Source organism: Pseudomonas sp., from assembly GCF_051660785.1.
Lineage (GTDB): Bacteria > Pseudomonadota > Gammaproteobacteria > Pseudomonadales > Pseudomonadaceae > Aquipseudomonas.
In genome coordinates this window covers 228300-240646 of record NZ_JBOFQE010000089.1, presented here as the reverse complement: position 1 = coordinate 240646, position 12347 = coordinate 228300, and the positions used below count along the sequence as shown (strand labels likewise).

Below are 12347 nucleotides of genomic sequence, written 5' to 3'. Positions count from 1 at the left end.
TTCATAGCGTTACTTTAATAACATTTTGATGGCCGCTTCTGCAGGTTTTGACTTTCCGTCAGATGAAAGTATTCCGAAACTTCGCTCGCGATCATTACTGCCTGAGTCGCTGTTTTTCCATTCGTAGAGGGACGTCAACGGTATATTCAGTTTTTTGACGTCCGAGATAAATCTTGTGATGCGTGATGCTTGTCCGGCGGTGCCCCCGATGGAACTGAGCGATGGCACTCCCCACTCGGTAATAACCCCCGGCACGTGAAAGTTATCAAGGATAAACGCTTGAGTATTGCTGATCTCGGTGCCCGACATGCCGTAAGGGTGGTAGGAGATTGCGCTGAGGCACTGCGGATAATTCCTGATGATTTCAGTCAGTGCGACGCTCGCCCTGGAGTCTTTGGTTGGCGCCTTTGCGAACCCAAACCCGATCAGTGGTGTTGAGAGATCGCGCTTTTGCAGCGCGTTGCACACTGCACTCATGAACGGGACGAAAGTTACTTCAAATTCCTGGGTCGGCCAGTATTTCGGCAAGTCCGGTTCATTCCAGATTTCAATGGCGACAAGCTGTGAGCCGAACGTGGTTTCCAGGCCAATGACCGCGTTCGCGAAAGAATCTCCCGCAGCGGCAAGATCACTGCCACTGCTTTGCGTTTTGTGGGTTAACGCCTTGGTTGAGCGTACGGTCATCAAGACCGGCAGGCTGGCGGACTTGGCAGCGGCGAAGGCTGCATTGATCTGTCTTTGATAAGACGGGTTTTCCAGGCTGTTGGTCCACACGCCAAAGCGCACGAAGCCGAATCCTGAGGCTTTTATCTGCCGGGCGTCGGAGGCTGAGAAATTTTGGATCTTCACCTGAACGCCTATGGTCTTGTTGTCTTGCGCCAGTGCGGAAAAAGTCTGGCTTGCGTAAACGGGGCTAAAGGTGCCAAGTATCAATAGCGTTGAAGTGGCAAACAGTCGAAAACGCATATCGGTATTTCCTGTTGAGTCAGTATGTCGTCCCGGGCATGGGCCTGGGTGAATCCAGCGTTAGCCAGTTAATACAGCGATATCATCAAACCTCTATTCCAGCGCTCCATTGTTAATATTTGTCGAGTAAATAAACATTTGGATCGACAGTGTTATTTTTGGTCCGGCTTTCAAGTTGGGCGTTCTTTGTGTGGCGTGGTATTTAATACAAAGTATTTTCATGACGGATCCATATCTGAGTGCGGGACCGATTTTATTGGTTCACTCATCTCCTCGCTATACGTTCGCCGATTCGACACTACACGGGAAGAGTAGCCTTGTTCAGAAAGATTCTTGTGGTCTGCGTCGGCAATATTTGCCGAAGCCCTACCGCTGAACTGTTGCTTCGCCATGCGCTGCAACCTTCGGGTATCTCCGTGGCCTCCGCGGGATTGAACGCGCGGGTGGGTGAGTCTATGGAGCCTGACGCACTTCTGATTCTTGAAGAGCAGGGCCACGAGTTTAAGGGGTTTAAAGCGCGGCAGATTACTCCGGCCCTTGTTGATGAATCTGACCTTGTTCTCGTCATGGAAAAAGAGCATGTACAGGGCGTACTAAGGATTGCCTCTCACGCCAGGGGAAAAGTGTTTCTTCTGGGTAAGTGGCAGAGTGAGCGCGAAATAAAGGACCCGTATCGTCAAGGAAAAGCTGCCTTTGTCCATGCCCATGCATTGATTGAAGATGCCGTTTGCTCATGGACGCAGCGCCTCGGACGTTGATGGATTTTCGGATTAGTAATAATGGTAAAAGAATAGACCTTATGCAGTTACCGTCAGTAATCAGCACCCGGGACAAAGATCGAGACGAGATTGATCTGCTCGGTTTATTAGGCACATTGATTGACCATAAATGGTTAATAGGTGCCATCACCGGTGCGTTCATGGTGACCGGTGCCGCGTATTCGATTTTATCGCCGCCCGTGTACCTGGCGAACGCGCTGGTCCAGGTCGAGCCGAAAAAGAACGACATGCTGGGGTTCTCGGATATCAGCAGCATGCTCGGCGGGCAATCACCGGCGGCTACCGAGATCGGCATTATCAAGTCCCGTGCGGTTATCGGTAAAACTGTCGACGACCTGCGTCTTGATATTGTCATAACGCCCAACACCTTTCCCGTTGTCGGCGGCTTTCTCGCGCGGAGATACAAAAGCAGCCCTACGGAAAGTGTTTCGCCGCCACGTTTTGGCATGAACAGTTATGCATGGGGCGGCGAGCGCCTTGATATCGAAAAGCTCGACTTGCCGAATGAACTGTTGGGCAAGAAGCTGATGCTTGTTGCCGAAGAGCACAATCGATTCAAGCTCTACGATGACAATGGTGGTTTGTTGACCGCCGGTGCAACAGGCGAAGCCATAGCGCAGGGTGGTGTCGAGGTGCTCGTCGCGAGCATGGCCGCGAATCCAGGCACTAAATTTGAAGTCGTGCGCAATCCACGCATTGTCACCATTCAGAATTACCAGGACGCTCTCGAAGTCTCCGAGCAAGGTAAAGAGTCGGGCATTATAAGTCTGGCGCTGGCCAGCACCGACTACGCCCTGGCGGTGAAGATTCTCAACAAGATCTCAAGACTTTATGTGCAGCAGAATGTGCAGCGCACCTCTGCCGAGGCGGCCCAGAGCCTGGAGTTCCTGCAGGCGCAACTCCCACAAGTCAAAGATGATCTGGCCAAAGCCAGCAATGCGCTGAACAGCTATCAAACCCGCGGAAATACAGTAAACATCTCGCTCGAAACCAAGTCTGTCCTGGAACAGATTGTGATGCTGGATACGCGCATCTCTGATCTGAAACTCCAGCAAGCGGACATGGACCGAAAGTTCACCAGAGAGCACCCGGCTTACCGCGCCTTGATGGCACAGATGGGTGATTTGAACAAACAGCGACAAGGGCTGGAGAAAAAGGTCCAGGGGCTTCCGGCGACACAGCAGGAACTGTTGAACCTGACCCGTGACGTGGAAGTGGCGACGCAGATCTATACCCAGCTTCTGAACAAATCCCAGGAGCTGGACATCGTCAGGGCGGGCGCGGTCGGCAATGCGCGGTTGATCGATACGGCGGATGTCGACATCACCACTCCGGTCAAACCCCGTAAAGCCCTGATCGTAGTGATTGCGACTTTCCTGGGTGGGTTTGTCGGTGTTGCCTTGGTGTTAGTGCGTAAATCGCTGAGCAGAGGACTTGAGGGGCCAGAAGCCATCGAGCAACTTGGACTGCCTGTCTATGCCTCCATTCCTTACAGCGCCCTGCAACAGGAAGAGGACACCAAAAATATCCGGCTGGGCGATAGTGCCAGCCGCCAGGGGTTTCTGTTAGCGCTGAGTAACCCCACAGACTTGTCCATCGAATCGATACGCAGCCTGCGAACCTGTCTGCATTTTGCCGGGCTGGATGCAACCAACAACCGGATCATGATTTCCGGTCCGAGCCCCCAGGTAGGCAAGACGTTTGTCTCCTCTAACCTGGCGGCGGTCATTGCTCAAAGCGGGCAGCGCGTCGTGCTGATTGATGCCGATATGCGCAAGGGCCATCTGCACAAGACGCTGGCGACTCCGATCAGCAATGGCTTGTCCGATCTGTTGACCAAACGCTGCAGTATCGAGCAAGCCATCAATAAACTCGATGTTGATAACCTGCATTTCATCAGTCGTGGACAGGTACCGCCCAACCCTTCAGAGCTGCTGATGCATGCCAACTTCAGAGAGCTTCTGGCACAACTAAGCGAACGTTACGACGTGGTGATCATTGACACGCCACCTCTTCTGGCCGTGACAGATGCCGCCATTGTCGGGCGCGAGGCCGCGATTAACCTGATCGTGACTCGTTTCGGTGTAAATCCTGCCAAAGAGATCGAATTGACTATTCGTCGGTTCGCGCAAAACGGTATCGAACTGAAAGGCGCGATCTTCAACGGCGTCGAGAAGCGCGCGTCCAGTTACTACGGTAATGGCAGTTATGGCTATTACAACTATGAGTACGCCTCTGACAAGTCGTGATGCGAGTTCTATCTGCCAAGTCATTGGATTCCGAGTCGGTTGACGATCGTTAACCACTCTGCGGTCTCGTTTGCCTGCGAATACGTTCATGGAATGGGGTGAATTTTGAAAAAAATACTACACGTGGCGGAAACGATTAAAGGTGGCGTAGCAACGGTCATCCGGACGATATCGACTCCTCCTGATGGCCACGTCCAGCAGTATGAACTGGTCTATTTGATACCGTTCGACCAGAAGAAAGAACTGCATGGCATTGATGAAAAGGACATCAGGACTTTCTCCAGAAACAAGAGAGATGTTGTCTCCCTTCTGCGGTTTGCCTGGCAACTTGTCCGGGTGATCTTCAAGGAAAAACCTGATGTCGTGCACTTGCACAGCACGTTCTCCGGCGTCATTGGCCGATGTGTCTGCCTGGTCATGCGTCCTTGGCGGTCACCGAAGATTATCTACTGCCCGCACGCGTTTTCATTTTTGATGGAAAGCTCTCCGGCCAAACAGAAAGTGTATTCGCTTATTGAACGGCTCTTGCAGAAAGTGACGGATGTCATTGTTTGTGTCAGCCAGTACGAGTTGGATAAAGCGGCTTCGTTTGGTATTGATCGCCACCGTATGAAGCTGATCTACAACGGTATTCACTATAAAAACGATGAGAGCCTGTCCAGCCAGCGTACGGATATTCAGCTTTTATTTGTGGGCCGACTGGACTACCAGAAAGGGTTTGATGTGTTGCTCAAGGCCTTCACTGAAGTCGAGCGCACCGACTTGAAACTGACGGTTGTCGGCAGTGCGGTGAATGAGGAGCCGGTAGAGTGCCCCGTCATTGATGGCGTTGAATACCTGCCTTGGGTAACCCCGGCCGAAGTGAATGCCCTCTACAAAACGGCAGACGCCCTGATTGTCCCCAGTCGCTGGGAAGGGTTTGCCATGGTGCCTCTTGAGGGGATGGCGATGGGCGTGCCCGTTATTGCCAGTGACTGTACATCGCTCCCTGAACTGGTCACGCACAACGTCACGGGCTACATATTCTCGACCGGCGATTATCAGGCGCTTGCCAACATATTAGTGAACATCAAGAAGCAGAAGCTGCTGAAACTCGGATCTGAAAGCCGCAAGCGGGTGCGCGAACGGTTCAGCGCAACGTTGATGATCCAGCAGACCTATGACGTGTATTCCGCTCAAACTTATTAAGTAGATATCAAGATGATGAACGTAACTATTTTGCATGGCTACAGCGCGTCAAATTCGGGTGATGGGCTTCTCGTGGATTTGGCAATAGCCTTGGTACTGCGAAACTTTGGGGCTGACACGTTAATCAATGTCGTTGCGTCAGACCCCAAGTCATTTAGTTATCTTCCCTATAAACGGTACGACGCACCGGTCATGGCGGCTAAAGGATTGGGACGCGTGAAGGAAGCTGTTTTCCTTAAACAGGCTTACGCGCCACTCGCCGACCTCTTGAGCACCACGGATCTGATCGTCGGCGTGGGCGGCGGGTACATGCGGTCAAAAAGCGCCTTTGAACACATCAAGTTGAAACTGGGTCATGCCAAGCAACTCGAAACGGCGATTTTGAGCAAGGTGCCGTCCGTTTACCTGCCGCAAAGTATCGGCCCGTTCCATGGTGAGAGCAGCGCGATCGTAGAACACTACGCCCGTGCCGATGCAGTATTTGTCCGGGACAACAGGTCGTCGGCTATTTTCGAATCCAACGAAAATGTCTATCGCGCGCCAGACCTTGCGGTCCAGGCGTTGGCCAAAAAGATACTGATGCAACCCAAGTTCACCCGTTGTGCGGCATCGCCGGCTGTGGTCTGTGTCGTCTTACGCAAGCCGCCGGAATGGAGCAAGGAGAAGAAAGTTGCCTACGTTGCCAACTTGAAGCTTCTGTTAAAGCGACTGAGGGCAAAGAGCAAAGTGGTCTGCGCTGTCCAGAGCGCTGTCCGTGGCAACGATGACGGGGCGTTTTATCGGGAGCTGGGCATTACCGAAGACCTCTTGCCCTTGAAGGCGACACTGTCCAGGTTTCAGCCTGATCTGGTCATTTCCGTAAGGCTGCACGGAGCCATTGAGTCGCTCCTCGCCGGTGTGCCCGCATTCCATATCAGCTATGAACGAAAAGGCTTCGGCGCTTATCAGGATATGGGCGTGGAAGACTGGGTGATCAACGGTGGAGATATCAATGTCGACACCATCATCGACACCGTTTACGCCCCGAATGCCTTGTCCGCATTCGGTAAAAAACTGACGGACACTTGCAAGGAAATCGAAGCCAAGACGGAGATGATGGACACTATCATCAAAGGGATTGTTCGATGATATTTCGCTTGTTGCTGCGGGGAGGGGCATTAGGCGCGAAGTTTCTGCTGGTGTTGGCCATCACTCATTACCTGGGTTATGACGCCTTGGGTTTCTACGGTGTGGTGGTGGCCGCCTCCTTGATCGCTTCGAAGTTTTACAGTGTCGGGTTCAGCTCTGAAATCAATCGGCTGATCAGCGTGAGAGGCAGTACAAGGCACGTCGTTGATAAGGTTCTGATTCTGTACCTGGCCGTTGGTTTGTTGTTATCGGTAGTCACGGTCGCACTCTATTCACTGTTCAGCGATGTCGAGGCGAGTGCCGCGTTGATCGCGTGCGTCACGCTGTTGCTGCTCACCGAGCATCTTTCCTTCGAAATTAACTCGTTTGTCTTTTCCGCGCAGAAAGCCAACTGGGGCGCGTTGTTGTTTTTCATCAAGACCGGCCTCTGGGCGCTCGTTGCCGTGGCTGGACTGATGGCGGGCGTAGTGTCCACTATCGCCAGCGTCCTTTGGTTATGGGTGGCGACCAACCTTATGGTGATCGTGGTCGGTTACTTGATCGTGGTGAGCGTTCACAAGGGGCGGGACATCAATGCCGTCACCACGGTTTCCGTCTGGCGGGCAGGGTTGCCGTTTTATCTGGGTGGCGGGTTAATCGCATTAAGTCAGTACGCTGAGCGTTTTCTGATTCTCGACATGGAACCGTATGCCAGTCTCGGCAAGTACGTGTATTCCTGGTCCGCCGCAAACACGTTGCAAGCGCTGTCCTACGCCGTTGTCGCAGTGGTGGGCATTCCCGTGCTCGCCAAGCGTTATAAAGACACTCAGCAGGCACTGACGGTCCGGCAGTTATTCGTGAATCAATGGGTGCTGCGTTCCCTCATTGTTTCCGGCGCGGTGGCTGTGCTGATTTATGCTTTTTTTAACATCCTGCTCGATTATGTCGCCGCAGAAGTTCCGCGTCCGGATAACCGTATTCTGGCGATCCTGATTTTCTCTTTTGCCCTGCGAGCCGTTGGCGACATTGTATGGGGCGGCCTTATTGCCTCCAGAAACAGTCGTGTTTCATTAGCCAGTGCGGCGATCTGCCTGGTGATTTCGCTGCCCGTCAGCTATGTGCTCATCAAGCACTATTCAATTTATGGCGCGGCGTGGGGCAATGTTTTTTCGATCATGGTGCAGTTGTTAGTCATCGCTTTGCTGACCAGGTTTGCCCGGGCGAAGGGGGCTTTGTAATGGCTATCACTTTACCGTCCATAGAGTTTCGCGGAAGAAAGCTCGACTCGCCCATTTCATTCCTGATCCTGCTGTGTGGTCTTTTTCTGTCTATTGCGATGCCGTTATTGATGCACCGCGATCCGGGTCCTGATGCAATGACCTTATGGACGTCTTACGTTCGTTCAGACAACTGCAATTTCTGGAATCCGTTTTCACCAGACAGGTCCTCTTACGAGTGTTCCGCCTACTTGCTGCGTCCCACCGGTATCAACCTGACCAATGCGTGGGCCTACGGGATGCTGTGCAATCTGTTCCTGACCTCTATCCCGGTTTTTATCTTCAAGAGAATACCGATAACCCTGTTTCTGACCTTGTGCCTGTGGGGCGTAGTCAGGTCGTTTTTTCTCGATAACCTGACCAAGGAGATCATTGTTTCGGTGGCGGTGATCGCCATTCTTTTTTTCTCCTTTTCGAAACGATACCGAGCGGGCTTTTTCCTTTCTGCGCTGTTTTACGGCGTGCTGATCCGGCCTTACTGGATATTGTTTTCTCTTGTCTGGGTCGGTGTGTGCGTCATGAAGAAGCATGTATCGCGATTCAGCTTTTTCGTGATGTTGTTCGCGTTCTATCTGGTGATCGCAACGGCGATCCAGTTGCTGGTCGGCTATTCCGTCTCGTCCATTCGCGCCAGTAACAACGAACAGCGGACCCTGGGTGAAGAGGGGTCAAAGTCATTGATCGTGTCGTGGCTCAGCGGCGGTGATTTCGTGTCGCAGGCTGTGGACTCGATGAGCATTTTTTTCAGGCTGTCGTTCCCGGTGGAGCTGATTCTGCTATCCGGTCTGGGCCAGATCATATTCGTCGTCCTGATGATGATGACCTCGTTGTTGATGTTCAAAATGATGACGTCGAGTCATTACAAGGGCGCAACCATTGCGCCGAAAGTCAAAGAGCTGATTGCGATCCCACTGTCCTTTCTATTGGTGCAGGGGTTGTTCGAGCCTGACTTCGGCTCGTTTGCCCGACATTTTTCCATGGTGGTTCCGGTGCTGTTTCTGGGGCTGGGATTGCAGTTGCGCTCAAGAAAACCTGAGTCGGTTGAATCAAGCGTTTTGAGCTGAGGTTTGTGGTCTATGCAAAGCAAGAAAAAATCGTTGGAAATAGAAACGCTCAGAGGCCTGGCGTGTCTGCTGCTGGTGCTCTATCACGTGATAGGGCCGCTGGGCGGTGGACTGAAAATTGACTTGGGGTCAGCTTTCCGGGTCTTGGCGGATTCGATGGTGTACGTCAGGATGCCGCTGTTCACCTTTATATCGGGCTATATCTATTCGATTTATAAAATCCGGGGCGATGACTTTTCCGCTTACTGCGTTGGCAAGGTAAGACGGTTGATCGTTCCTCTGTTTTTTGTCGGCATTCCGTTTTCAGTGCTGCAAGTTGTCGGGCCGGGGGTAAACAAGGACGTCGGTTTAACACAGGCCTTATTGTCGTTTTACGTGCCGGTTAACCATTTCTGGTTTTTGCAGGCGGTTTTTATCATCTTTATGTTCGTCGGTTTTCTGCAGTGGAGGGGACTGTTGCAGACGGCGACGCGACTGTATCTGCTGTTTTTGTTTTCGGCGGTGGTGTTCTTGCTGCCGACCTTTCCTGTCGATGCGTTTGGCATCAATGGCGCCGTCTATTTGCTGCCATTCTTCGTGACGGGGATGATTTGCCACGAAAGGGTCGGTGCTTTAAAGCAGTCGCTGAAAGTGATCGGGCCGGTCGTGTTCGTTTTGATATCGCTTGCGTTGCTTTACATCGCCGCCGTGGATCGCGAACTCATTGTCGATCGCAGAAGCCTTGTCGGTTTGCTCGTTGGCTGTACATCCTGCGTCGCGTTACTGTCGAGTGACATGCGTTCGAAAGCACTGATCTGGCTCGGCGGCTACTCTTACGCCATCTTCCTCTTTCACGTGCTGTTCGCCGCCAGTTCACGGTTCGTCCTGGGTCGACTGGGCGTTACGGACGAAAGCGTCCTGGTCGTTGGCGGTGTGCTGTTCGGGTTGTTGGGGCCCGTCCTGCTGTCGAATGTTTTCAGCCATTTCGCCCTGACTTCTGTGCTGTTTTTGGGCGAGCGTGCAACCAGCAAAAAGACTCCAGTTTCAGGGTTTAAGGTGTCTCAGTCCTGAGCTCCGATTCAGTCTACTTGCTGATAGATAAAAGGATGAGCCAATGGACTATGTCGAAGATGTGCGACCCGTTTCGGCTCCGGTGATCGAATCAAGAAGTTCGCGCGAGCGGCTTGCCGCGATGGCCAAGGGTAAAGCGGGTGAGGTGCTGGCCATTTCGGTGATTGGCGACAGCTATAGCGCCGGGCAGGATTTTTATCTCAACGACCTCACTCAGCACCTGGCGAAAGAGTTTGGTTTCGCCGGGCCTGGCTATGTCGGGTTCAATCACGGCGCCGCGCTCGGCGGTACGAATTTCAAATACACCCGCAGCAACAAGAAGTATTTCGGTGGGGATTGGGATGTTTCCAGTCTTGGCCAGGCAAGTCCGGACAGTCGCACGGTTTCCGGTCAGCCGGGTGCTTATCTTGAAGTGGATTCCAACGCAACGGCGGTCATCAATACGTCAATTGCCCAAGCCAGATTGCTTTACCTGGGCGATGGCAAAACCAGTGTGATGCGCTATCGGTGGACGCCTTCGGACAGCTGGAAGTCTTTGACGTTGGCAGGTTCAGGGGTTCAAGAAGTACAACTAAGCGTTCCCGACAATGCTGAATGGGCGTTAAGGCTCGAAGTGGTGAAAGGTGCGCCGACGTTGTTTGGTCTGTGGCTGGCCAGTCATCATGGAGGCGTCAGGGTCTCCAAACTTGCCGCTTCCGGCGCCGCTTCAGGTGACTTTTATAAAAGCGACCCCCAGTGGCAAACCCAATGGAAGGCCGTTGTTTCAAAGATACCGACGGACATTTACCTGATCATGTTAGGCGGTAACGATCAGGGGTTTGGCGTCAAGCCCAAGGACTATCTCGAGAACATGAGAGGGCTGGTGCGCATGGTTCGCGAAGTTCATCCGGCGGCGAGTATCAACGTGGTCCTGCGTCAGGACACAACACGTTCCAGCGTCTATCCGATGACGGAATATGCCCAGGTGCTTGAACCTTGGGCGCGTTCGGAAAACATCGCGTATTCGAGTTTGCAGTGCACGTTCGGTCCCGATTTCAAACGCTACGCCAATGATGGGCCGACGCCCATGATCGGCCCGGACAACATACACCCCATCCCGGGTTCGGGCGGTCGGCTTATCGCGGATTATGTCTATCGGCTGATTGTTGGTGGAGTCAGTGAGTGCGGTTCCGCGTTGAAGTAGTCATTCACTGTTCGAAGCGTTCCAGATGGCTCAGCAGCTCTGCGGTTTTCACCGGCATCAAGTCAGGATCGCGTCGGGACTCAACATTGATGATGACTGCCGGATCGCAATAACGGATGCGAATCCGGAATCGCCACTCGTTGAAAATCACTTTAAGCCCATCGCGTTCATCGACATCCAGAGCCTGGTGGACGTACAGGCATTTCAGATGATCCAGAAGTGCAAAGGGGTCGCTGACCGGGCGATAGATATCGCCCGAAGTAGGGAACACGCCGATACGCTCAACCAGCAGGGGCGAGGCCAACCAGGTCGCGGAGGTGGGGGATGGCGACGGATCTTTTGACAGCCAGGCCATCACCCCGAAGTTGCTCGCTTTCAGCTCGATGTCTACCGAGTGTTTTGCAGTGGTCATAATGGCCTGCCTGGAGGGATTGGTTTGTTTATAGACCGTTGAGATACAGCTGCTCATAGCAAAAGTTGGTGGCGTCGATATAGCCTTCTGCACCACCGCAATCAAAGCGCAGGCCTTCGAACTTGTAGGCCAGCACGCAGCCATTTTGCGCCTGCTTCATCAGCGCGTCGGTGATCTGGATTTCGCCGCCCTTGCCGGGTTGGGTATCGGCGATCAGATCAAAAATGTCGGGTGTCAAAATGTAGCGGCCAATGATTGCCAGGTTGGACGGCGCATCCTCGGGCGCTGGCTTCTCGACCATGCTGTTGACCCGGTAGATCCCTTCGGAAATCATCTCGCCGGCGATCACGCCGTACTTGTGGGTCTGATCACGGGGGACTTCTTGAATGGCCACGATCGAGCAGCGGAATTTTTTGTAGAGCTTGATCATCTGCGCCAGTACGCCGTCACCTTGCAGGTTCAGGCACAAGTCATCGGCCAGCACCACGGCAAAAGGTTCGTCGCCGATCAAGGGACGACCGCTGAGAATCGCATGCCCCAGGCCTTTCATTTCGACCTGGCGGGTGTAGGCGAACGTGCAGGTTTCAATCAGCTCCCGCGTGCCGGCCAGAAACTTTTCCTTCTCGGTGCCGCGAATCTGATGTTCCAGTTCATAACTGATATCGAAGTGGTCTTCCAGTGCACGTTTACCCCGGCCCGTCACAATCGCCATGTGCTGCAGGCCGGCGTCCCGTGCTTCTTCAACGGCGTACTGAATCAAAGGCTTGTTGACGATCGGCAGCATTTCCTTCGGCATGGCTTTTGTAGCAGGCAAGAAACGTGTGCCATAGCCGGCGGCGGGGAACAAGCATTTACGAATCATAGATATATCCTGGGAAGTCATAATTCACGGCCACACCGAAGACAGGGCTCGTGAGTGTCGATGTATTACAGCGGGTGTACTTTAATACCTGAGTCATGAATGATTGGCAATTAATAGCAAGTGCAGTGCGGGGTGAATGTTATTAGTTGTCGGGGCAGTGGAGTTAGTTAGTTTTAGTCGGTATCTATCATTAGTGTCGGTTGTCCTGAA

11 protein-coding genes are annotated in these 12347 nt (G+C 53.0%); 8 read left to right on the top strand and 3 right to left on the bottom strand.

The genetic code is table 11. From position 1 onward, the window contains the following. Positions 1 to 9 precede the first annotated feature (9 nt). The gene (locus ACRC4F_RS25835) at positions 10 to 966 is read right to left on the bottom strand and encodes a glycosyl hydrolase family 5 (protein WP_438661895.1); all 957 of its coding nucleotides are present in this window, start codon (positions 964 to 966) and stop codon (positions 10 to 12) included. A 317-nt stretch (positions 967 to 1283) separates the two neighbouring features. On the opposite strand from ACRC4F_RS25835, the gene ACRC4F_RS25830 reads away from it, so the two are divergent. The 8 genes from ACRC4F_RS25830 to ACRC4F_RS25795 all read left to right on the top strand — a co-directional run bounded on the left by ACRC4F_RS25830 (position 1284) and on the right by ACRC4F_RS25795 (position 10863). Next, entirely contained in the window at positions 1284 to 1724 is a 441-nt protein-coding gene (locus ACRC4F_RS25830) for a low molecular weight protein-tyrosine-phosphatase (protein ID WP_438661894.1), read from the top strand. A gap of 41 nt (positions 1725 to 1765) precedes the next feature. Further along, the gene (locus ACRC4F_RS25825) at positions 1766 to 3994 is read left to right on the top strand and encodes a polysaccharide biosynthesis tyrosine autokinase (RefSeq protein WP_438661893.1); all 2229 of its coding nucleotides are present in this window, start codon (positions 1766 to 1768) and stop codon (positions 3992 to 3994) included. A 105-nt stretch (positions 3995 to 4099) separates the two neighbouring features. Next, on the top strand, positions 4100 to 5182 hold the full coding sequence (locus ACRC4F_RS25820; RefSeq protein WP_438661892.1) for a glycosyltransferase: 1083 nt from the start codon (positions 4100 to 4102) through the stop codon (positions 5180 to 5182). Between the two features lie 15 nt (positions 5183 to 5197). Further along, positions 5198 to 6310 carry a polysaccharide pyruvyl transferase family protein gene (locus ACRC4F_RS25815; RefSeq protein WP_438661938.1) on the top strand — a complete coding sequence of 371 codons (1113 nt, stop codon included), beginning with the start codon at positions 5198 to 5200 and terminating at the stop codon, positions 6308 to 6310. Further along, the gene (locus ACRC4F_RS25810; RefSeq protein ID WP_438661891.1) at positions 6307 to 7527 is read left to right on the top strand and encodes a phosphoribosylaminoimidazole carboxylase; all 1221 of its coding nucleotides are present in this window, start codon (positions 6307 to 6309) and stop codon (positions 7525 to 7527) included. Before ACRC4F_RS25815 ends, ACRC4F_RS25810 begins: the two co-directional genes overlap by 4 nt. Beyond that, positions 7527 to 8630 (top strand): hypothetical protein, encoded by a 1104-nt coding sequence (locus ACRC4F_RS25805; RefSeq protein WP_438661890.1) that lies wholly within the window; start codon positions 7527 to 7529, stop codon positions 8628 to 8630. Before ACRC4F_RS25810 ends, ACRC4F_RS25805 begins: the two co-directional genes overlap by 1 nt. Positions 8631 to 8642: 12 nt before the next feature. After that, a complete protein-coding gene (locus ACRC4F_RS25800) occupies positions 8643 to 9680 on the top strand; it encodes an acyltransferase family protein (RefSeq protein WP_438661889.1) in 1038 nt (345 codons plus the stop codon). A gap of 43 nt (positions 9681 to 9723) precedes the next feature. Further along, positions 9724 to 10863 carry an SGNH/GDSL hydrolase family protein gene (locus ACRC4F_RS25795; RefSeq protein ID WP_438661888.1) on the top strand — a complete coding sequence of 380 codons (1140 nt, stop codon included), beginning with the start codon at positions 9724 to 9726 and terminating at the stop codon, positions 10861 to 10863. Between the two features lie 4 nt (positions 10864 to 10867). On the opposite strand, the gene ACRC4F_RS25790 is transcribed toward ACRC4F_RS25795, so the two are convergent. Then, complete coding sequence (locus ACRC4F_RS25790) at positions 10868 to 11275, bottom strand: mannose-1-phosphate guanylyltransferase (RefSeq protein WP_438661887.1); 408 nt, start codon at positions 11273 to 11275, stop codon at positions 10868 to 10870. A gap of 28 nt (positions 11276 to 11303) precedes the next feature. Then, positions 11304 to 12137 (bottom strand): UTP--glucose-1-phosphate uridylyltransferase GalU, encoded by an 834-nt coding sequence (gene galU / locus ACRC4F_RS25785; protein WP_438661886.1) that lies wholly within the window; start codon positions 12135 to 12137, stop codon positions 11304 to 11306. Positions 12138 to 12347: the final 210 nt, after the last annotated feature.

Excerpts from the sequence above, each read along its gene's own strand:
- ACRC4F_RS25835 (WP_438661895.1), bottom strand. The coding sequence starts at position 966 with ATGCGTTTTCGACTGTTTGCCACTTCAACGCTATTGATACTTGGCACC.
- ACRC4F_RS25825 (WP_438661893.1), top strand. The coding sequence starts at position 1,766 with ATGCAGTTACCGTCAGTAATCAGCACCCGGGACAAAGATCGAGACGAG.
- ACRC4F_RS25815 (WP_438661938.1), top strand. The coding sequence starts at position 5,198 with ATGAACGTAACTATTTTGCATGGCTACAGCGCGTCAAATTCGGGTGAT.
- ACRC4F_RS25810 (WP_438661891.1), top strand. The coding sequence starts at position 6,307 with ATGATATTTCGCTTGTTGCTGCGGGGAGGGGCATTAGGCGCGAAGTTT.
- ACRC4F_RS25805 (WP_438661890.1), top strand. The coding sequence starts at position 7,527 with ATGGCTATCACTTTACCGTCCATAGAGTTTCGCGGAAGAAAGCTCGAC.
- ACRC4F_RS25800 (WP_438661889.1), top strand. The coding sequence starts at position 8,643 with ATGCAAAGCAAGAAAAAATCGTTGGAAATAGAAACGCTCAGAGGCCTG.
- ACRC4F_RS25795 (WP_438661888.1), top strand. The coding sequence starts at position 9,724 with ATGGACTATGTCGAAGATGTGCGACCCGTTTCGGCTCCGGTGATCGAA.
- ACRC4F_RS25790 (WP_438661887.1), bottom strand. The coding sequence starts at position 11,275 with ATGACCACTGCAAAACACTCGGTAGACATCGAGCTGAAAGCGAGCAAC.
- galU (WP_438661886.1), bottom strand. The coding sequence starts at position 12,137 with ATGATTCGTAAATGCTTGTTCCCCGCCGCCGGCTATGGCACACGTTTC.